Origin of the sequence: Bradyrhizobium pachyrhizi, assembly GCF_029714545.1 — a bacterium.
GTDB classification, from domain to species: domain Bacteria; phylum Pseudomonadota; class Alphaproteobacteria; order Rhizobiales; family Xanthobacteraceae; genus Bradyrhizobium; species Bradyrhizobium pachyrhizi.
The window spans coordinates 7761179-7781060 of record NZ_CP121667.1; the positions used below are offsets into that span (position 1 = coordinate 7761179).

Below are 19882 nucleotides of genomic sequence, written 5' to 3' on the forward strand. Positions count from 1 at the left end.
CGGCATCGCTTCTCGGTGAAGGTTCAGCGCAGCGCCTTGCCCCAACCGCCCTGCGGATGCTCGAAGGTGGCGGCGGCCTGCTGCACCTCTTCGGAGAAATCGGCCATCTCCTGCACCTGGCGGATCTCGATCATCTCGTTGGCGGTGGCCGGGCACTTCCTGGCCCATTCGATTGCCTCGGCGCGCGAGGCGACCTCGATCATCCAGAAGCCGCCGATCACTTCCTTGGCCTCGGTGAACGGGCCGTCGATCACGACCGGCACGCCGGTGTCGAACTTGACGCGCGCGCCGGCAGCCGGCGGATGCAGGCCTTCCAGCGTGATCAGCACACCGGCGTCCTTCAGCGCCTGATTGTACCGCATCATCGCGGCGACCCGTTCGGGGTCGAGCTCGAGCTTGGCCGGCGCGGACTCGTAGCCGAGCGGGATCATCAGCATCATGAAACGCATTGGTCGGATTTCCTTGCCTGTTGAATCACTCGCAATCCTCACCCTCGTCATGCCGGGAAGCCCCACGCCGAACTTAGGTTTACCCGAGTTCGGCTCTAGGTATTTGTCCAAGTCGGCAACAGCCGACTTGGTGCGCCGGCCCGGAATCCACGACTTGCGACGGGGATCATGTATTCCGGGCGCATCGCCGGCGCGACATCGCGGAATGACGTCGGGTGTCATTTCCTGCCCACCTGCGCGCGCAGGCGCTCTCCCCGCTCGCGCAGCTCCGGCGTCAGCGCCTCGCCGAAATCCTCCGCGGCAAACGCCTGGCGGATTTCGATCTCGGAGCCGCCGTCGAACGGCGCGCGCTTCATCCAGTCGATCGCTTCATCGAGCGACTTGGTCTCGATCAGCCAGAAGCCGGCGACCAGATCGCCGCTGAGGCCGAACGGGCCGCGCGACACCGTGCTCTGCCCACCGGCATATTTGACGCGGGCACCCTTGCTGGTCGGATGCAGCCCCTCGCCGGCCTGCATCACGCCGGCCTTGACCATCTCCTCGTTGAACTTGCCCATCGCCGCGAGCAGCTCAGTGCTCGGCATCACGCCGGCCTCGGTGTCCCTGTTCGCCTTCACGATCACCATGAACTTCATCGTCCTGCTCCGTTGTCTTGTTCAGCTGCTTTGCCGGTATCTCCGGTGCTCGTCTCAAGGACGATGCGGGGCTTGCCACGCCGACAGGCCAAGCGAAATTATTTCAGAGGTCATTGCATCGCGCGCCACAGCGCTCAGCGGTCCTGCCTGACAAGTTCGCCGTCCTGGTGCGACGGGCCGAAATAGACGTCGATGCGCGACACCTTGTCGCCGTCGAACACGAAGAACTCGGTGTTGCGAAAGCTCTTGCCGTCGCGGGCGACGCAGCGGTAGGTGACGAAGGCCTCGACGCCGTCGACCATGATGCGCTCGATCTCGTGGCGGCCGATCCAGCCGGAGTCGCGCCAGCACTCGGCGAAATAGGTCGGCTTGTCGATGTTCTCGCCATAGGGCGTCGAGAAGCGGAAATCCTCCGCGAACGCCGCCTCGACTCTCGCGCGGTCGTTGGCGAGGTAGGCGGCGAAGAGGGAGCGGATGATCTCCGCCCTGTTGCCAGCTGCAGCCATGTCGTCTCCCACACGTATCGCCCGGGCCTCCGGAGCGACCAGCGCTCCGGAAACCCGGGCCTCAGGGAGAAGACGAACGGGGCGGCGCGAAAGCGACATCCCGCCACGATTTATTTTCGGAACCGGATCGGAGGCCGGCTTGCGTCAGGCTTCCCGCGGGAACATGCCGAAATAGGGCTCGGCCTCCTTCAGAACGCGCGCGAAGGACGGCCGCGCCATCAGCCGCTCGAGATAGGCGGCCAGATGCCGATGGCCATCTCCGAACGGCTCGACCTTGTTGCCGTAGAACATCGTCGGCGCGGCCGCGCAATCGGCCAACGAGAAATGCTCGCCCATCATCCAGCCGCCATGCACGCGTCGCGGATCGAGCTGCTGATCCAGGATCGCATAGGAGGTGCGGAGTTGCGCCCGCGCCTCGGCGACGCCATGCGGATCCTTGCTGTCCGCAGGCCGCAGTCGATCGCCAACGACCTTCTGCATCGGCAGGTGGACATAGAGATCGAGGAAACGATCACGCAGCCGGGTCTGCAGCGCGAGGTCCGGATCCTCGGGGATCAGCCTGACGGCACCGGGATAATGCCGGTCGAGATATTCGATGACGATGCTCGATTCCGGCACCGTCTCGTCTCGCATCTCGTCACGGAGCACCGGAAAACGGCCGATCGGCGACAGCGCGAGCAGCGCCGCGCGCTCGGCGGGATCGCCGAGATTGACCATGTTCGGCGTGAACGGCGTGCCGTTCTCGTAGAGCGCAATCAGCGCCTTCCAACAGAACGAGGACAGCGGGTGGTAATGCAGGGTAAGCGACATCGGAACTCCATCATGGAATGAGTGGCCGGAGGACGAGGCCGGGACCGCCCTTCCGACATCTCGTGCGGCGATATTTTTTTCGCATGGCGATACTTGTTACGGTCGGCAGGCATGGAGATCCAAGCATCGAACGCGACGCACATTCATCGAGGACGCGAATCAAGTCGCTGCATCGATCGGTGAAAAGCGGCCGGCAATATCAGGCTTCGTAATAGGCCCATCAGCATTGCTGAAGTCGACGCGCTTCAATCACCCGCATCAGACGAAAGTCATCATCGATTTTCGCCCGTATGATTACGGTGAACATCGCGTGCTGCCTATGGATGATAACGTGCATTCTGAAAAAAACCTTTGCGAATTGAGACGGATGCATGTGTGGAACTTGGCGTTATGCAGTTCGTGCCAGGCGCGCGCGAGCAACAGGCTTTACGGATGCTAAACGGCTCGCTGCAACCTTTCCGTGAGTTGCCGCGATCCGCTTTTCCCCATCCCTTTTATTTGAACCTTCACGGAGCCCTGATGTTCAGTTTCAGCAACAAGGCCAAGATCGAGAATGCGCTGGCGCAGACTGCCGCGATCGGCAAGTCGCAGGCAGTGATCGAGTTCAAGCTTGACGGCACCATCGTCGACGCCAACGAGAACTTCCTCAATGCGATGGGCTACACGCTCGACGAGATCAAGGGCAAGCACCACAGCATGTTCGTCGATCCGGCCACGCGCGACAGCCAGGACTATCGCGCATTCTGGGCCGACCTGAACCGCGGCGAATTCCAGGCCGCGCAATACAAGCGCATCGCCAAGGGCGGCCGCGAGATCTGGATCCAGGCCTCCTACAACCCGATCCAGGACAAGGGTGGCAAGCCGGTCGGCGTGATCAAGTTCGCTACCGACATCACCGCGCAGAAGATCCACAGCATGGAGGATGCCGGCAAGATCGCCGCGATCGGCCGGGCGCAGGCGGTGATCGAGTTCGACATGGACGGCACCATCGTCAAGGCCAACGAGAACTTCCTCGGCGCTATGGGCTATTCGCTCGCCGAGATCCAGGGCAAGCACCACAGCATGTTCGTGCCGCCCGCCGACCGCGACAGCGTGGCCTATCGCGATTTCTGGGCGCGGCTGAACCGGGGCGCGTTCGAGGCCGGCGAATTCAAGCGGCTCGGCAAGGGCGGCAAGGAAATCTGGATCCTCGCCACCTACAACCCGATCCTCGACGACCGCGGCAAGCCGTTCAAGGTCGTCAAGTTCGCCACCGACGTCACGCAGCAGAAGGTGAAAACCGCCGACAATGACGGCCAGATCGATGCGATCGGCAAGTCGCAGGCGGTGATCGAGTTCAACATGGACGGCACGATCCGCACCGCGAACCCGAACTTCCTCGCCGCGATGGGCTATTCGCTTGCCGAGATCCAGGGCAAGCATCACAGCATGTTCGTCGAGCCCACTGAAGCGAGCGCGGCCGGCTACCGCGAGTTCTGGGGCGCGCTGAACCGCGGCGAATTCCAGGCCGCCGAATACAAGCGCATCGCCAAGGGTGGCCGCGAGATCTGGATCCAGGCCTCCTACAACCCGATCCTCGATCTCAACGGCAAACCCTACAAGGTGGTGAAGTACGCCACCGACATCACCGCGCAGGCGATCGGCCGCAAGAAGGCCGACAGCGCGCGCGGCCTGATCGAGGCGGTCGCCGCCGGCAGCGAGGAGATGAGCGCCTCGATCCGCGAGATCTCGGAAACCATGACCAAGTCGAAGCAGAACGCCGCGGTCGCCACCGGCCGGGTCGAGGCTGCCGACGGGCAAGCGCAGAAGCTCAATGCCGCAGCGCAGGCGATGAGCGGCATCGTCGAGATGATCTCGAGCATCACCGGGCAGATCAACCTGCTGGCGCTCAACGCCACGATCGAGTCGGCGCGTGCGGGCGAAGCCGGGCGCGGCTTCGCGGTGGTCGCCTCCGAGGTGAAGAGCCTCGCCAATCAGGCCAAGCAGGCGACCGACACGATCTCCTCGGAAATCGACGCGCTGAACTCGATCGCCGCCGAAGTGGTGAGCTCGCTGTCCGAGATCAAGGCGGCGATCGCCGGCGTCAACGAATACATCGCCTCGACCGCCGCCGCGGTCGAGGAGCAGAGCATCGTGACGCAGGACATGTCCACCAACATGCAGCGCGCCTCTGCCGAACTCGCAGCGTAAGCCACGGTGCGATCCTCGAAGGATGGGCGGCCCGGGCTGGGGGCCGTGCATCCTTCGAGACGCGCCTTCTTCCAGGTTGAAAGAGTGTAGAACGGCCGTCGCACCCACGTCATTGCGAGCCAACGGGTCGCGCGAAAGCGCGCCCGATGACAGGCTCCGCTAAGCAATCCACCTCGCCATACGGGAAGAATGGATTGCTTCGTCGCTATCGCTCCTCGCGATGACGGCCGAGCCAGTTGAGCGCCTCTCAGGTTGACATCACCAGGTAAAGGTCGCAGACGGTCGGGATTTCCTGCCCGAACCGATGGACCATCCGATGAATTCCGCTTCCCCCAAAGTCGCACTCGTGACCGGCGCCGCGCGTGGCATCGGGCTTGCCGCGGCGAAACGCTTTCTCGCCGACGGCTGGCGCGTCGCGCTGCTCGACATCGAGGGTGAATTGCTGCGCGCGGCAGTCGCGGCGCTGAAGCAGCCCGACGACACGCTGGCGCTGACCTGCGACGTATCGGACGCCGCTGGCGTGGCAGCCGCGATCTCTGCGATCACGGACCGGTTCGGCCGGCTCGACGCGCTGGTCAACAATGCCGGCATTGCTGTGTTCACGCCGGTGCTGGAGACCTCGGACGCCGACTGGAGCCGGATCATGGCGGTCAACCTCACCGGCCCGTTCCTGTGCACCAAGGCGGCCGCGCCTGTGATGCGCGAGCATGGCGGCGGTGCGATCGTCAACATCACCTCGATTTCGGCGGTGCGCGCCTCGACGCTGCGCTCGGCCTACGGCACCAGCAAGGCCGGCCTCGCGCATCTCACCAAGCAGCTCGCGGTCGAGCTCGCCTCGCTCGGCATCCGCGTCAACGGCGTCGCGCCCGGGCCGGTCGATACCGCGATGGCCAAGGCTGTTCACACGCCGGAGATCCGCGCCGACTATCACGACGCCATCCCGCTCAACCGCTATGGGCTGGAGGAGGAGCTGGCGGAAGCGATCTTCTTCCTGTGCTCGGATCGCGCCAGCTACATCACCGGACAGATCCTCGCCGTCGACGGCGGCTTCGACGCCGCCGGCATCGGCCTGCCGACCCTGCGCGGCGCGCGGCGGAATGGGTAACGGTTGATCGGATGAACTAATGTCACCGCCGCGACGGGACTGCGCTCCCTCGCCCCGTTCTTACGGGGTCGAGACGAGCGAAGCTCGCTCTTAGAGGGTCGGGGTGAGGGGCCCTCTCCCCGCGCTCAGTATCAGTTAGTCTCGCGGAGACTCCCCCTCACCCGGAACGCATCTGTCGATGCGTTCCGCCCTCTCCCCGCACGCGGGGCGAGGTAAAGCAGAGTCACTGCGCTATCAGCGCTCGTTCACCGCGACCACGCGCCAGGCGTTCGGCAGCCGGTCGATCCGCGTCAATGACAGCGGATCGATGACGAAGCGCAGCGCGAGCTCCGGCGCAAGCTCGAGCGCGATCGCAAGGATCGCGCGGATGGTACCGGAATGCACGACCAGCACGACGTCGCCGGCCGGCAAGCGCGCGAGCCCTGCCCGCGCCCGCGCGATCTGATCGGCAAAGCTTTCGCCGCGCGGCGGCCGGTTGCTGCCCGGCGATTGCCAGAACGCGCGATAGGCCGCGCCGAGCTCGGCTTCGATCTCGCTGTGACGCCGGCCGGTCCAATCGCCAAAATCCTGCTCGCGAAAGTCGTCGTCCTCCGTTGCCGTGAGACCGAGCTTTGCTGCGGTCTCACGGGTGCGCCGCGCCGGACTGCAGACCGCGCGAGCGTGAGCCGGTAACCTCGCCTGCAACGACGCGAATGCCGCGGCATCGCTGAGGTCGGCGGGCGCATCCGGCGCGTGGATCACGCCGCGCGGACCGTCCACCGGCGCATGACGGATCAGCCAGAGACGCGTTTCGCGATCCATGTTCCGCTCACACTATCATTTCGACGCGTTTTCTTCACGCGAACCGGTCTCCACTTCGCTCGAACATGCTCTAACCTAGCCGCGCCGCGAGCAGCACCAGGATCGCGGTCTCCGTGACTTGCTCGACGCCGCCAAGCACATCGCCGGTCTGGCCGCCGATCTGCCGCTTTGCCACGAGCGCCATGACCAGCGCGCTCACAGCGGCCGCGATCGCCGCCAGCAGCGCGCTGCCGAACGGCAAGGCGAGGATTGCGATCAGCAGCGCGATGCCGGCCGCGACCACGGCAATTGTCCCATCGGGCCGGCCGGCATTGGCGGCGAGCCCGTCCTTGCGCGCGTAAGGCAGGCTGATCGCGATCCATGGCAGCACGCCGCGGCCTAGCGTGTGCGCCGCGATCAGGCTCTGCACCACGAGACCATTCGGAGTTGCCGCGAGAGCCGCGAGCTTGGCGGCAAAGCTCACCACCAGCGCCAGCGCGCCGTACGTGCCGAGCCGGCTGTCGCGCATGATCTCGAGCTTGGCCGCGACATCGCGGCCGCCGCCGAACCCGTCGGCGACATCGGCGAGCCCGTCCTCATGCAGCGCGCCGGTGAGCAGCGCACCGCCACCGAGCGCGAGCGCCGCGGCGGCGAGATCCGGCACACCGATCGCCCGCAGCAGCAGGCAAAACAGGCCGATCGCCGCCCCGATGGCGGCCCCGACCAGGGGAAACAGCCGCTGCGCCCGCGCAAAGCTCTCCGTCCGCGCGCCGTCCGGATGCGGCATCGGCAGGCGGGTCAGGAAGGCGGTCGCGGTCCGGAGATCGTCGAGCCATTGATTCATGGTGAAGGCCTGGAAATTGGGCTAAAGCGCGACGAGATCGGGCTCGATCTGATCGCGCTTCAGCTTCTTGTTAGGGCATGATCTCCGCGCAAATGCTACGCATTTGTCGCGAGGGAAAACCGCTTCACACGTTTCCGGATCATGCATTAGCTTGCGGCCCGCTCGACGAGGGAATCGCATGCAGTTCAGTACTCTAGACGACATCCGCGGCTTTTGTCGCGACCTGCCGCAGGGCGACGAGGCCAGTGCCGCGGCCGCCACGCAGCGCCAGCAGAACCTGACCAAGCCGCCGGGAAGCCTCGGCCGCCTGGAGGAGGTTGCGATCTGGCTGGCGCGCTGGCAGCGGCGCGAGCTGCCCCGGCTCGACCAGGTCACGATCGCCGTGTTCGCCGGCAATCACGGCATCGCCGAGCGCGGCGTCTCTGCCTATCCCTCCGAGGTCACCGCACAGATGGTGGCGAACTTCGCCGCCGGCGGCGCTGCGATCAACCAGATCGCCGGGCTTGCCGGCGCCGAGTTGCGCGTCGAGCCGCTCGAGCTGGCGCGCCCGACCCGCGATTTCACGACCGGACCGGCGATGGACGCCGCCGATTTCCTCGTCGCGCTCGATACCGGCTGGCGCACGGTGCCCGAGCAATGCGATCTGCTCGTGGTCGGCGAGATGGGCATCGCCAACACCACGGTCGCCGCGACGCTGTGCGCGGCATTGATGGGCGGGCGCGGCGTACGCTGGGCCGGCCGCGGCACCGGCGTCGACGATGCCGGGCTGATACGCAAGCGCACCACGATCGATGCGGCGCTCAAGGTGCATCGCGGCGTGAACGACGATCCGCTCGTCACCGCGATGTCGCTCGGCGGACGCGAGCTCGCGGCGATCGCGGGGGCTGTGCTGGCAGCGCGCGCACGCTGCATTCCGGTACTGCTCGACGGCTTCGTGGCGACAGCGGCGGTGCTGCCGCTGGCGCGGCTTGCGCCGGATAGCCTCGCGCATTGCCGCGCCGGGCATGTGTCGGCCGAGCTCGGCCACCGCGAATTGCTGCGCGAGCTCGAACTCGCCCCCTTGCTCGACCTTAACATGCGGCTCGGCGAAGGCTCCGGCGCGGGGGTTGCGATCCTGCTGTTGCGCGCGGCGCTCGCCTGTCATGGCGGCATGGCGACCTTTGCCGAGGCCGGCGTCTCCGGCGCGGGCTGAAGCCCTCGGGGTCGCCCGGCGGTTCCCTCAAAAAGCCGGTGCATACCGTCGGCACGAGCCGCAATCTTCGCGTGCGCAGCATGATCTTTGCGCTCTGGAGGTCTAACCTTGTCGGTGAAGCGCCGGCCGGCGCCTCAGCCGCGTTGCACCAGATACCGAGGAGAAATCACGTCATGTCGGGCGTCCTCATCAATCTGATCATTCAAGTCATCAGCGGAGCCGTTGGCGGCAATGTCGCTGCCGGAGCAGCCAAGCATCGATCTCGGCACGCTCGGAAACACCATCGCAGGCGCCATCGGTGGCGGCGCGGGCGGACAGCTTCTGGGCATGCTGATCCCGCTACTCGCCAATTCCGGCGCTGCGCCTGACATCGGCAGCATCATCGGTCAGGTCGCCGGCGGCGGCGTTGCCGGCGCAGTGCTCACTGCGATCGTTGGCGCGCTCAAGAATCGGGCGGCCTGAGCCACCTGCTGTCGCGACCGGGTCATCGGTCTTGACGATGCCCCATTCCGGCGCGAGCCTTGCGACTTCAGATGCGACAGCACCTCGGTCGCATCGTGGGCAGGGATTGCGCGCATGAAAATACTTGTCGCGGCGGTAGCTCTCTGCGCAACCGTCAGCTGCGCGCAGGCCGACGTTCGTATCCTCGCCAGCCCCGGCGGGCAGGTCGGCCCGTTCATCGAACTGTTCGACAAGGTGCGCGAATCGGGCGAACGCGTCGTGATCGACGGGCCCTGCCTGTCGGCCTGCACGCTGGTGCTCTCGATGGTGCCGAGCGACCGCATCTGCGTGACGCGGCGCGCCGTGCTCGGCTTTCACGCCGCCCGCTCGATCGACCGGCGCGGCCACACTTATGCCGAGCCGGAAGCGTCCGTGGCGGTGCTGCAAGCCTATCCGGCACCGGTGCGCGGCTGGATCGTCCGCCGCGGCGGCCTGACCTCGCGCCTGCTGCTGCTGCGCGGCCGCGAGCTCGCGGCGATCTATCCGCGGTGTAGGTAGCGGCGCCTTGACCAAACAACTGACGTAGTCCGACCCGTCATCCTGAGGTGCGAGCCCGCGGTGCACTTGCACCGCTGGGCGAGCCTCGAAGGATGCACGGCCACAGCCGAGCCGTCGAACCTTCGAGGGCCGCTGAAGAAGCGGCCACCTCAGCGACAACGGCGGAGCCGTTGCGCGGGGATGACTGTCCAACTACCGCGGCCTACATCCCCTGCGGGCAGTTCACCATCCAGGGGATGCCGAACTGATCGACGCACATGCCGAAGCCGTTGGAGAAGAACGTCTTGCCGAACGGCATCGTCACCGTGCCGCCGTCGGACAGCGCCTTGAAGCGGCGTTCGGCCTCCGCGGGATCCTCGACCTGCAACGCGACGTGGAAGCCCTGCGGCTTCTGGAAGTGGCCGGGCGGGGCGTCAGAGGCCATGATGATCTCGCCGTCGATCGTGAGGCGGGCATGCATGATCTTGTCTTTCCAGCCGGGCGGCGTCTGCATCTCCGCACTGCCCTCGCCGTAGGGGAAGGTTTCCTCGATCCGGGCGCCGAGAACCTTCTCGTAGAATTTCAGCGCGGTGCCGCAATTGCCGTCGTAGGAGAGATAGGGGTTGACCTGCATCGCATGCTCCCTTGGGTCATTCGAGCCTCGCCCCGATCATATCGGAACGAGGGCTCCGGATTGCTATCTTGACGCGCTTTCCTGACACGAACCGGTAACCACCTCGTTCGAAAACGCGCTACTTTTCAGTCAGTTTCTTCAGATTGGCGAGACCGACCTCGAAATCCCTGCCGATCATGCGATCCAGGTTCATGAACACCTGCATTACCTTCGACATGAAGACGGCCGGACCATACATGGTCCATGTGACGCTGGTCGCATTTCCCTGCGGCAGCATTGTGAACTCGGCAGTGTTGTGGCCTTCGAACGGCTTGATGAAGTCGAGCTTGATGACGATCTTCGACGGCGCGGAGGATTGCAGGATCTCCATGCGGCCGGCGCCGACATTCTTGTTGCCGTCCCAGGCATAGGCCGCTCCCTGCCCGCGCCCGGCGCCGCTGTAGATGCGCTTCATGGCCGGATCCCGGTTCTCGTAAGGCGACCAGAGCGTCCACTGATGGAAATCGTCGATCAATGGAAATATCCGCTCGGCCGGTGCGTTGACGCTGATCGCACGCGTGACGCGGAGCGTACCCGGCTTGGTCGCCGCGAGGATGAGGATGACGGCGATCGCGACGGCAAGGGTGACGGCGATGATGGAAATGGTCTCGAACATGACAGTCTCCACGAGGATGGATTTAACAACAATTCACCGGCGCAATGGAAGCATTGCGCGCAGATTGCCGTCGCGCAGATAGAGCCCGCCCCACAGCATCAGGCCGAGATAGAGCCCGAACAGCGTGTGGGTGAACAACGGGCTGCCGATCCGCACATGCGATGCGATCGCGCCGCCGAGATAGCCGGTGAGCAGGATGGCGCCGAGGATCGAGGTCGGCGGCACCGAGTAGAGCAGCGTGCAGACGATGGTGATGATGCCGAGGCTGCGCGCCAGCGCATCGCTCGCGCCGAAGCCCATCCTGTCCATGGTCTCGGTGACGACCGACAGCGGCACCAGCTTGACCGCGCCGTCGAACAGCAGGAACAGGACGACCACGCCGCTCATGACGCGGCCGGTGATGCGGGCGGGCTTTGAGACTTCGGTGTCGACGACCGTCGGCATGACAGGCTCCGTAACGCTTGGTGATGCTCTGCCATCAAGACGAACGGCGGAATGCGAGGCCGACAACCCCGGTGAAGATTTTTGGACGTCGTCGCGATGCACGGTCGAAGCTCCCGGTACGGGAGCTTGAATCACGGGCATCCGGCCAGATCCAATGAGGTTCGCCCCTTCAACGGGGCGGCCCCCGCGCCCTCAATCACCTTGCGTGAAGAAGGCATCCTCGCTGGGCAGCGACGGCGGTCCGTATGAAGCCCCCTTGACCGCCGCGAACGCATCGATAAGGAACAGGGACTTGGCGCTTTCCCTCGCGAGCTGCGCGATGCGGGACTGCAACTCCGCGACCTTCTGGGGATTGCTTTCGGCCAGATTGGTTTTTTCCGACGGGTCTTGCGGGATATTGTACAGCTCGATCGCCGAAGGAAGCGGCGTCCGCCAGATCAGCTTCCAGTCACCTGTGCGCACACCGCCGCGGAACGGCTCGATGTTGTACACCACCTCTTGCCGGGGCGAGGGGGCGCCTTTGCTGACGGTGGCCCAGACGTCCAGCCCATCGAGCGGCTTTCCCTTGCTTCCCTTGGCGAGGTCGGCGCCGGCGAGACCGGCGAGCGTCGGGAACATGTCGACGACGTGCATCATCTCCCTCACCTCGCCAGCTCTGATCTGCCCGGGCCAGTTCGCGAATGCGGCGACGCGCGTCCCGCCTTCGTACAACGCGCCCTTTCCGCCGCGGTAAGGACCGTTGTCGGCTGGCAGCTTCAGCTTCGACACGTCGGCATCCCCGGCAAGGAGCGCGGTCTGGTTGCCGCCGTTGTCGCTCATGAAGACGATCAAGGTGTTCTCGCGCATCCTCTTCCGTTCGAGCGCGGAGACCAGCTTGCCGATCTCGTCGTCCATGCACGTGATCATGGCGGCGTAGGTGCGCCTCGTTGGATCTTCGATATGCCGGTACCTGTCGATATATTCTTTGGGAGCCTGGTAAGGCGAGTGCGGAGCGGTAAAGGCCAAATAGAGAAACAACGGTGTCTTTGGATCATGGGCGTCGATTTGCGCGACTGCATCCGCACCCCACAATTGAGTGACGTAGCCCGGCTCATTCACCGGCTTGTCGTTGCGATACCAGTCGCGCACATTTGCCGATGAATGGGTGAAGTAATCGACCTCGCCCACCATCGATCCATAGTGGTAGTCGAACCCGCGTTGACGCGGCCAGAACTTGCGGTCGGCGTGCCCAAGGTGCCACTTTCCGACCATGGCCGTCCTGTAGCCTGCTTCCTTCAGCGCCTGCGGCAGCAGCCATTCATCTGTCGGCAATCCGTACTTGGCGGGCGTCGGAATGACCAGGGTTTGCAGGCCGTAGCGGCACGGATAACGGCCGGTCATCAATGCTGCCCGGGTGGGGGTGCACATCGGCTGGACGTAAAATTGCTCGAGCCGGGCCCCGTCCTGCGCAAGCTTGTCGATATTTGGGGTCTTGATGTCGGAGCCGTGAAATCCGACGTCCTTCCATCCGAGGTCGTCCGCGACGATGTAAACGATGTGCGGGCGCGGCGCGGTCGATTGCGCGGCGGCAGACCTGGGGTTCGCAGGCGCAATCGAGGCCAACGCAAGCATGGCCAGAACCGAGCTGCCGTTCAGCAGGAGATCGCGGCGATTCATTTGGCGATTGCCTTGCGCTGAATGCACCGATTCATCGAGCGGGCGATCAATCATTTCATTCTCCGAGCAATAGTTTTGTGTGCAATTCACGCAGGCTACTGCGGAGGCGCGCCGCAGGGAAGCAGACAATGGCGGCAGCCGGCGTCGTTTCGACGCCGGGCGGCAATCGGGGCTTCGAGGGAAGCGTCGCGTTCGAGGAGGAAGCGATACCGGCTCAGGGCCGCGCATGACGGCCGCGCGACGACTTGGACGATTATTTCCCCGCCTTCGCGCTGCGCGGCTGGCTGTCGCGCATCAGGCGGTCGATATGCATGCGGATGTGGGCGGCTTCGGCGGTGGTGTTGGCGAGCGCGATGGCGCGGTCGAAGGCGATGCGGGCCTCCTCGTTGCGGCCGAGCTGCATCAGGAAGGCGCCGCGGACGCCGAAATAATGGAAGTAGTTGGCAAGCCGCGGTGCCAAGGGCTCGATCATCTCGAGCGCGGCTTCCGGCCCCTTCACCTTGGAGACCGCAACGGCGCGGTTGAGCGTGATCACCGGCGACGGCTGCATGACCTCGAGCGCGCCGTACAGCAGATCGATCTGGGTCCAGTCGGTATCCTCGGGCTTTTCCGCGCGGGCATGCAGCGCTGCGATCGCCGCCTGCACCTGATACGGCCCGCTGCGGCGGTGGCGCATCGCCTTGTCGATCAGCGCGAGGCCCTCGGCGATCTGCTTCTGGTTCCACAGGCTGCGATCCTGGTCGTCGAGCAGGATCACCTCGCCGTCAGCATCGAAGCGCGCCTCGGCGCGGGCGTGCTGCAACAACAGCAGCGCGGTAAGCCCCATGATCTCCGGCTCGCTCTGGAACAGCCGCAGCAGCAGACGGGCGAGGCGGATCGCCTCCTCGCACAACGGCGCGCGGATTTCGGCGGTGTCGCCGCTCGCCGAATAGCCCTCGTTGAAGATCAGATAGATCATCGCCGCGACCGAGGCGAGCCGCTCGCTGCGCTCGACCGCGCCCGGCGTCTCGAACGGCACGTTGGCATCGGCGACGCGCGCCTTGGCCCGCGTGATGCGCTGCTCCATCGCGGCTTCCGAGACCAGGAAGGCGCGCGCGATCTGCTTCACCGTGAGACCTGAGACGATGCGCAGCGCGAGCGCGATCTGCTGCGTCGCCGGCAGATCCTTGTGACAGCAGATGAACAGCAGCCGCAGGATGTCGTCGCGGTAATGCGAGCCGTCGAGCCGCTCGGCGATCTCGTCCTCGGCGTCGTCGAGGTCGGAGATCGCCTGGTCGTCGTCGGGCAGCGGCTGCTGCTTCTTGTTGCGGCGGACCTCGTCGATCGCGACGTTGCGGCCGACCATGATCAGCCACGCCGCGGGATCGCGCGGCGGGCCGTTCTGCGGCCAGCTCTTGAGCGCCCGCAGGCAGGCGTTCTGGAATGCCTCCTCGGCGGTGTCGAGATTGCGGAAGTAGCGCAGCAATGCGCCGACCGCCTGGGGACGCGCGGACGTCAACGCAGCATCGATCCAGGCGGTGTCGGTCACGCTCACGCCTTGGTACCTCCCTGATTGAAGTAGCCGACCGGGCGGATCTCATAGGTGCCGCCGGGATTGGCCTCGCCGAGGTCGCGCGCGATGTCGAGCACCTCGTCGAGGTTCTTGCCCTCGACCAGATAGAAGCCGAGCAGCTGTTCCTTGGTTTCGGCGAACGGGCCGTCCAGCACCAGCGGCGGGTTTTCCTTGCGCAGCGTGGTCGCCGCGGTGGTCGGCAACAGCCGCGCCACCGGGCCGAGCCTGCCCTGCTTGGCGAGCTTGTCCTGCACAACGGACAGTTTCTGCATGACGGAGGCGTCGTGTTCCTTGCTCCAGGAGCCGACCATGTCTTCGTCATGATAGCAGAGGATGGCGTACAGCATCGAAAAGGCATCTCCGTTCATTGCAAGAACGAACGATTATGCCCGCTGCCGACAGGGGGCGCGAAAGAAATTTAGGTTCCGGGTGCCGACGGTGGATTTTGATCGGGACTTCATGGCGAGCTTCGACGGACGGGACGTTTGTCGCGGCGACGATGAACGTGCGGTTACCAATAGACGCCGTAGCGGGCGGCGATCCGGCGTGCCTTGGCTTCATCGCTCTCTCGATGGCGGATGTGGCTCCTCCCCACCGAACGGGACGCCTGCCGCCGCGGAGACTCCACGGGTTGCGCCTGAGCCTGCGATGAGGCCGGTTGGGCCTCGTTCTGCGTTGGAGCAACGGCCGGTTGAGCCTGAGCCGGCGTGTCAGCGTTTGCGAGCACGGGCGTGGACCGCGGCGACGGCGGAGCGGATGAAAGCCGACACCAGGATCAGTTTGCGCATGGAAGTTCTCCCCTGTTGATGGCAGGAGAAAAGGAAGCGGGTCGGACCCGTTATGTGACTTAAATCACATAGACGTTGGAGGTATCGGGATGGGTAAGGGCGCGCTCGCGCTGCTGATCAATGGCGGCTCGGAAAACTGGTCGTCGGCGCGCTGGAAGGCGCGGTTCGACGCGGTCTGCCCGGATCGCCGCGTGGTGCTGCTGCCGGACGGCGCGCTCGATCCCGCCGAGGTGCACTACGCCGCGGTGTGGAAGCCGAAGCCGGGCGAACTCGCGGCATTCAAGAACCTGCGCGTCATCTTCAATCTCGGCGCCGGGGTCGACGCGCTGATGGCCGATCGCTCGCTGCCCGACGTGCCGCTGGTGCGGGTCGCGGTCTCCGATCTCACCGAGCGCATGACCGAATATGTCGTGCTGCACGTGCTGATGCATCACCGCCAGGAGCTCTATTTGCGCGAGTCGCAACGGGTGAAGCGCTGGGCGCCGGACTACCAGTGGGCGGCGAGCGCGATCACCGTCGGCGTCATGGGGCTCGGCACGCTCGGCGCCGCCTCGGCGCAGGCGCTGCGCGCGCTCGGCTTTCGCGTCGTCGGCTGGAGCCGCAGCGAGAAGCGCATCGACGGCATCGCCTGCTATCACAGCGCGGACGGGCTCGACGCATTCCTGCGCGAGACCAACATCCTGGTCTGCCTGCTGCCGCTGACGCCGGACACAAGGCACGTGCTCAACCGCGATGCGTTCGCGAAGCTGAACCGCGAGAGCCCGCTCGGCGCGCCCGTCATCATCAATGCCGGCCGCGGCGGCCTGCAGAACGAGGCCGACATCCTGCGCGCGCTCGATGACGGCACGCTGGGCGCCGCCTCGCTCGACGTCTTCGAGACCGAACCGCTGCCCGAGGCGAGTCCGTTCTGGAGCCACCCGAAGGTGGTGCTGACGCCGCACAACGCCGCCGACACCGACGCCGACGAGATCTCGAAATATGTCGCACAGCAGATCGCGCGCTTCGAGGCCGGCGGCGCGCTGGAAAACCTGGTCGACCGCAAGCGGGGGTATTGACACCTGCGTGTAGCCCGGATGCAGCGAAGCGAAATCCGGGGTTCTTTGCGCCGGACAAACCGCTCCCGGATTGCGCTGCGCTCCATCCGGGCTACGAAACCGGCGGTGCGGAATCGCGCTTGAACGTCATTGCGAGGAGCGCAGCGACGAAGCAATCCATCCTACCGCGTAACGTTCGCAATGACGGACAAGATGCACGGCTGACTAAGACGCCTTGCGCGCGAAGGTAACGTGGGTCGCGTGCGGGCTCGCGACATGCGAGACGACGGCATAGCCGAGGGCGGGCAGATCAAGGCCCGCGAGCAAACTCTCGCCGGCGCCGAGCACGACCGGCGGCAGCACCAGTTGCAGCTCGTCGAGCAGACGCGCCTGCAGGAATTGCCGCACCACCGAGACGCCGCCGCCGACGCGGATATCCTTGTCGCCGGCAACGGCGCGCGCCCGCTCGAGCGCCGCGAGCATGCCGTCGGTCACGAAGTGAAACGTGGTGCCGCCCTCCATCGCGATGTCGGGCCGCGCGTGATGGGTCAGCACGAACACCGGCGTGTGGTACGGCGGATTGTCGCCCCACCAGCCCTTCCAGGCATGATCCGGCCACGGCCCGCGGATCGGGCCGAACATGTTGCGGCCCAGGATCCAGGCGCCGATCCCCTCCATCGACTTGCGCGCGATCTCGTCGTCGAGCCCGGTGGTGCCGCCGTCCTGGCCGGTCATCGCGCGAAAGGTTCGCGTCTCGAAGAACCAGGCGGCGGGCAGCGCCAGGCCGCCGACGCCGAACGGATGTTCGAGGCTCTGATTCGGCGCCGCGCCAAATCCGTCGATCGAGACCGTGAATACTGAAGTCCTGACTTTTCCCATGATGTTCCGCTTCCGTGAGTGGGAGACCTTACGGAAGGCGGGCGGGAAAGCCAGCGCCCGACATTTGCTGCGCAAGAAAGTTCGCGGCGGCTATTTCGCCCCGCACAGCACGTCGATCGCACCCTTCACGATCGCCTCGAGCTCCTTACGCGGCACCCGGGCGCGGGCGCGGATCGCGATGGTGTGGATGGTGGCGGAAGCCAGATGCGCCAGCGACGCCGGATCGGTCCCCTCAGGCAGTTCCCCGCGTTCCTTGGCGTGGCGGAAGCAGATGCCGAACGCCTTGTCGAGCTCGGTCAGGCCCTCGACCACCATGGTGCGGATGTCCGGATCCGACACCGCCTCCGACGCCGCCGTCATCACGGTGAAGCAACCGCGCGGGCCGGACTCGCCGGAGAGATAGATGTCGAGCGCGATGCGATAGATGCGGTCGAGCCGCTCGCGCAGCGGCGCGTCGGCGCGGAAGATGTCGACCATCGCGGCGCGCGCGTCGTCGCGATAGCGCTGGTAGCTCTTGATGTAGAGCTCGCGCTTGTCGCCGAACGCGCCATAGAGGCTCGGCCGGTTCATGCCGGTCGCGGCGCTCAAATCATCGAGCGAGGTCGCGGCAAAGCCGTCGCGCCGGAACAGATCGAGCGCCTTGCCGAGCGCGACATCGGGCTCATAGGCGCGCGGCCGCCCGCGCCGCTTCGGGGTGACCGGCGCCGCGATTTTGGCGGCAGTTGGCGGCTTCTTATTTTTTTGTACCATTTCGCATTTAATTCCTTGACGCCATCAATATTATCCAAGACAGTACAAAAATCAACAACGGCCGGACACCCGCGCCAGACACTGGAGGCACCCATGGACCTTTATTTCTCGCCCCTCGCCTGCTCGATGGCGACCCGCGTCGCGCTCTATGAAGCCGGCCAGCCGGCCAACTATCTCGAGGTCGACCCGAAGACCAAGGCGGTGCGCAACGACGGCTCCGACTTCAACAAGGTCAACCCGCTCGGCCTGGTGCCGACGCTGCGCACCGACGACGGCGTCGTGCTGACCGAGAACGCCGCGATCCTGCAATATGTCGCTGACCAGTTTCCGCGCGCCGGCATCGGCACGGCGTCGAACGCCGAGCGTTCAAAGCTGCATCAATGGCTGTGCTTCATCGGCACCGAGCTGCACAAGGGCCTGTTCCTGCCCCTGCTCGACAAGAAGGCGCCGCCGGAGGCCAAGACCTATGCCGTGGAGAAATACGTCTCACGGCTCGACTATCTCGAGGACCACCTGAAGGGTCGCGAGTACCTGCTCGATCATTTCAGTGTCGCCGACGCCTATCTCGTCACCGTCATCAACTGGACCATGGCAACGCCGCCGATCGAGCTCGCGAAATGGCCGGCGCTGAAGGCCTATTACGAACGGCTGCGCGCCCGGCCCTCGGTCGCGAAGGCGATCGCGGAGGAGTTCGAACTCTACAAGGCCGAGATCGCGCGGCACAAGGCGGCGGCGTAGGGCTCTCTCCGCTCCCTCTCCCCGTTTTTCACGGGGAGAGGGCTGGGGTGAGGGGATGCGTCCGCAAATGCGCCGTTTGGTGTTGCGTCAGCATCCTCGGCAAATTGAAAGCTTGCGAGTATCAAGCTCCCCACCGGTAGGCTTCCCTGCCCGATCGAGTGGCGTATCAGTAAAGACCGGCATGAACTTCTTCCACTGATGGTAGTATTCCGCCGGCAAGGTGTAAGGTTGGCAGTCAGCAATCGCTCGGAGCGCGCTCCGTTGATAGACCCGAGCCGACTCTGATGTTGCTGAACTGTTCCCCGAAGACAGGATAGGTTGGCCATCCAGCTTGCCCTCTCGCGTGAGCTCGATCACGAACTCGGCCTTCATGCTCCCGGTATCGTTTTCGACGCGTACGGGTTTCCGCCAACACCTCTCGACCTGATGCCTGAAGATCGGTCCCCATGTCTCGGGCCCGTGCATTTTACCTTTCGCTGCGCTTGGCTGGATAGGAACGGCTATGAAGACGGTCGCGAGAAGGAAGCCTGCGAGCGCAACGGCGGCAGAACGTTTAATAGGCATGTAATGGAGTCCGGTAGACGCGGTGAGGTTGCAACGCGAACCAGAATAAACCGCCCCCCATCGAGACTCGCAATCGTTTTCGATGAGCCGCCACAAACGCGCCGTAGCCCGGATGGAGCGCAGCGCAATCCGGGAACGGTATTACCGCAGGCGAGACTACCCCGGATTTCGCTTCGCTCCATCCGGGCTACGAGCCGATCAGAACGGCTCCAGCCCCAAGCCCGGCACGTCGGCCGGACGCGGGCCCGGGGCGGGCCAGTGGAAGCGGCGGTCCTTCTCTGCAATCGCGATGTCGTTGATCGAGGCCTCGCGGCGACGCATCAGGCCGTGCTCGTCGAACTCCCACTGCTCGTTGCCGTAGGAGCGAAACCAGTTGCCGCCGGCATCGTGCCATTCGTACTGGAAGCGCACCGCGATGCGGTTGCCGTCGAACGCCCAGAGATCCTTGATCAGGCGATACTCCAGCTCCTTTTCCCATTTGCGGGTCAGGAAGGCCACGATCGCCTCGCGGCCCTGAAACACCTCGGAGCGGTTACGCCAGCGGCTGTCCTCGGTATAGGCGCCGGCAACCCGAACGGGGTCGCGCGAATTCCAGGCGTCCTCCGCCATGCGCGCTTTCTGCGCGGCGGTCTCGCGGGTGAAAGGTGGCAGCGGCGGGCGTGACATCGGCGATCCCTCGTTGTTCGGCACGCAAATCTA

General features: G+C 65.2%; 22 protein-coding genes. 7 read left to right on the forward strand and 15 right to left on the reverse strand.

The window, feature by feature from the left end; all coding sequences use genetic code 11:
• Positions 1-23 precede the first annotated feature (23 nt).
• The 4 genes from QA639_RS36675 to QA639_RS36690 form a co-directional block, all read right to left on the reverse strand.
• Entirely contained in the window at positions 24-449 is a 426-nt protein-coding gene (locus tag QA639_RS36675) for a YciI family protein (RefSeq protein WP_028332843.1), read from the reverse strand.
• Between the two features lie 218 nt (positions 450-667).
• A complete protein-coding gene (locus QA639_RS36680) occupies positions 668-1084 on the reverse strand; it encodes a YciI family protein (protein ID WP_157347851.1) in 417 nt (138 codons plus the stop codon).
• Positions 1085-1218: 134 nt separating this feature from the next.
• Positions 1219-1590 (reverse strand): nuclear transport factor 2 family protein, encoded by a 372-nt coding sequence (locus QA639_RS36685; RefSeq protein WP_157347852.1) that lies wholly within the window; start codon positions 1588-1590, stop codon positions 1219-1221.
• A 144-nt stretch (positions 1591-1734) separates the two neighbouring features.
• A complete protein-coding gene (locus QA639_RS36690) occupies positions 1735-2400 on the reverse strand; it encodes a glutathione S-transferase family protein (protein ID WP_028332840.1) in 666 nt (221 codons plus the stop codon).
• Between the two features lie 519 nt (positions 2401-2919).
• On the opposite strand from QA639_RS36690, the gene QA639_RS36695 reads away from it, so the two are divergent.
• Both QA639_RS36695 and QA639_RS36700 read left to right on the forward strand, forming a co-directional pair.
• The gene (locus tag QA639_RS36695; protein WP_157347853.1) at positions 2920-4590 is read left to right on the forward strand and encodes a methyl-accepting chemotaxis protein; all 1671 of its coding nucleotides are present in this window, start codon (positions 2920-2922) and stop codon (positions 4588-4590) included.
• Positions 4591-4906: 316 nt separating this feature from the next.
• A complete protein-coding gene (locus tag QA639_RS36700; protein ID WP_157347854.1) occupies positions 4907-5695 on the forward strand; it encodes an SDR family NAD(P)-dependent oxidoreductase in 789 nt (262 codons plus the stop codon).
• 234 nt (positions 5696-5929) lie between these two features.
• On the opposite strand, the gene QA639_RS36705 is transcribed toward QA639_RS36700, so the two are convergent.
• Both QA639_RS36705 and cobS read right to left on the reverse strand, forming a co-directional pair.
• Positions 5930-6496: a histidine phosphatase family protein gene (locus QA639_RS36705; RefSeq protein ID WP_283088581.1), complete on the reverse strand. Its 567-nt coding sequence runs from the start codon at positions 6494-6496 to the stop codon at positions 5930-5932.
• A gap of 70 nt (positions 6497-6566) precedes the next feature.
• A complete protein-coding gene (gene cobS / locus QA639_RS36710) occupies positions 6567-7319 on the reverse strand; it encodes an adenosylcobinamide-GDP ribazoletransferase (RefSeq protein WP_157347856.1) in 753 nt (250 codons plus the stop codon).
• A 178-nt stretch (positions 7320-7497) separates the two neighbouring features.
• Here cobS and cobT point away from each other — a divergent pair, with 178 nt between their 5' ends.
• From cobT to QA639_RS36725, 3 genes are all read left to right on the forward strand, one after another.
• Positions 7498-8511, forward strand: a complete 1014-nt coding sequence (gene cobT, locus QA639_RS36715; protein ID WP_157347857.1) for a nicotinate-nucleotide--dimethylbenzimidazole phosphoribosyltransferase — start codon at positions 7498-7500, stop codon at positions 8509-8511.
• Between the two features lie 231 nt (positions 8512-8742).
• Positions 8743-8973, forward strand: coding sequence for a hypothetical protein (locus QA639_RS36720; RefSeq protein ID WP_410712141.1), 231 nt, complete (start codon positions 8743-8745; stop codon positions 8971-8973).
• A gap of 114 nt (positions 8974-9087) precedes the next feature.
• Positions 9088-9510 (forward strand): S49 family peptidase domain-containing protein, encoded by a 423-nt coding sequence (locus tag QA639_RS36725; protein ID WP_050385238.1) that lies wholly within the window; start codon positions 9088-9090, stop codon positions 9508-9510.
• Positions 9511-9712: 202 nt separating this feature from the next.
• Here the strand turns inward: QA639_RS36725 and QA639_RS36730 are convergent, their stop codons facing one another.
• From QA639_RS36730 to QA639_RS36755, 6 genes are all read right to left on the reverse strand, one after another.
• On the reverse strand, positions 9713-10123 hold the full coding sequence (locus QA639_RS36730) for a VOC family protein (protein ID WP_157347858.1): 411 nt from the start codon (positions 10121-10123) through the stop codon (positions 9713-9715).
• 118 nt (positions 10124-10241) lie between these two features.
• A complete protein-coding gene (locus QA639_RS36735; RefSeq protein ID WP_157347859.1) occupies positions 10242-10778 on the reverse strand; it encodes an SRPBCC family protein in 537 nt (178 codons plus the stop codon).
• A 33-nt stretch (positions 10779-10811) separates the two neighbouring features.
• Positions 10812-11222 carry a DoxX family protein gene (locus QA639_RS36740; protein WP_157347860.1) on the reverse strand — a complete coding sequence of 137 codons (411 nt, stop codon included), beginning with the start codon at positions 11220-11222 and terminating at the stop codon, positions 10812-10814.
• Positions 11223-11414: 192 nt separating this feature from the next.
• Complete coding sequence (locus tag QA639_RS36745; protein ID WP_157347861.1) at positions 11415-12932, reverse strand: arylsulfatase B; 1518 nt, start codon at positions 12930-12932, stop codon at positions 11415-11417.
• A gap of 199 nt (positions 12933-13131) precedes the next feature.
• The gene (locus QA639_RS36750; protein WP_028332830.1) at positions 13132-14412 is read right to left on the reverse strand and encodes an RNA polymerase sigma factor; all 1281 of its coding nucleotides are present in this window, start codon (positions 14410-14412) and stop codon (positions 13132-13134) included.
• A complete protein-coding gene (locus QA639_RS36755) occupies positions 14409-14777 on the reverse strand; it encodes a YciI family protein (protein WP_157347862.1) in 369 nt (122 codons plus the stop codon). The genes QA639_RS36750 and QA639_RS36755 overlap by 4 nt, the downstream gene beginning before the upstream one ends.
• A 530-nt stretch (positions 14778-15307) precedes the next feature.
• Here QA639_RS36755 and QA639_RS36760 point away from each other — a divergent pair.
• On the forward strand, positions 15308-16273 hold the full coding sequence (locus QA639_RS36760) for a 2-hydroxyacid dehydrogenase (protein ID WP_028332828.1): 966 nt from the start codon (positions 15308-15310) through the stop codon (positions 16271-16273).
• 204 nt (positions 16274-16477) lie between these two features.
• On the opposite strand, the gene QA639_RS36765 is transcribed toward QA639_RS36760, so the two are convergent.
• Complete coding sequence (locus QA639_RS36765; protein WP_157347863.1) at positions 16478-17131, reverse strand: dihydrofolate reductase family protein; 654 nt, start codon at positions 17129-17131, stop codon at positions 16478-16480.
• 90 nt (positions 17132-17221) lie between these two features.
• Entirely contained in the window at positions 17222-17881 is a 660-nt protein-coding gene (locus QA639_RS36770) for a TetR/AcrR family transcriptional regulator (RefSeq protein ID WP_157347864.1), read from the reverse strand.
• 93 nt (positions 17882-17974) lie between these two features.
• On the opposite strand from QA639_RS36770, the gene QA639_RS36775 reads away from it, so the two are divergent.
• Positions 17975-18619, forward strand: coding sequence for a glutathione binding-like protein (locus tag QA639_RS36775; RefSeq protein WP_028332825.1), 645 nt, complete (start codon positions 17975-17977; stop codon positions 18617-18619).
• A 762-nt stretch (positions 18620-19381) separates the two neighbouring features.
• On the opposite strand, the gene QA639_RS36780 is transcribed toward QA639_RS36775, so the two are convergent.
• Positions 19382-19849, reverse strand: a complete 468-nt coding sequence (locus QA639_RS36780; protein ID WP_283088582.1) for a nuclear transport factor 2 family protein — start codon at positions 19847-19849, stop codon at positions 19382-19384.
• Between the last annotated feature and the right edge of the window lie 33 nt (positions 19850-19882).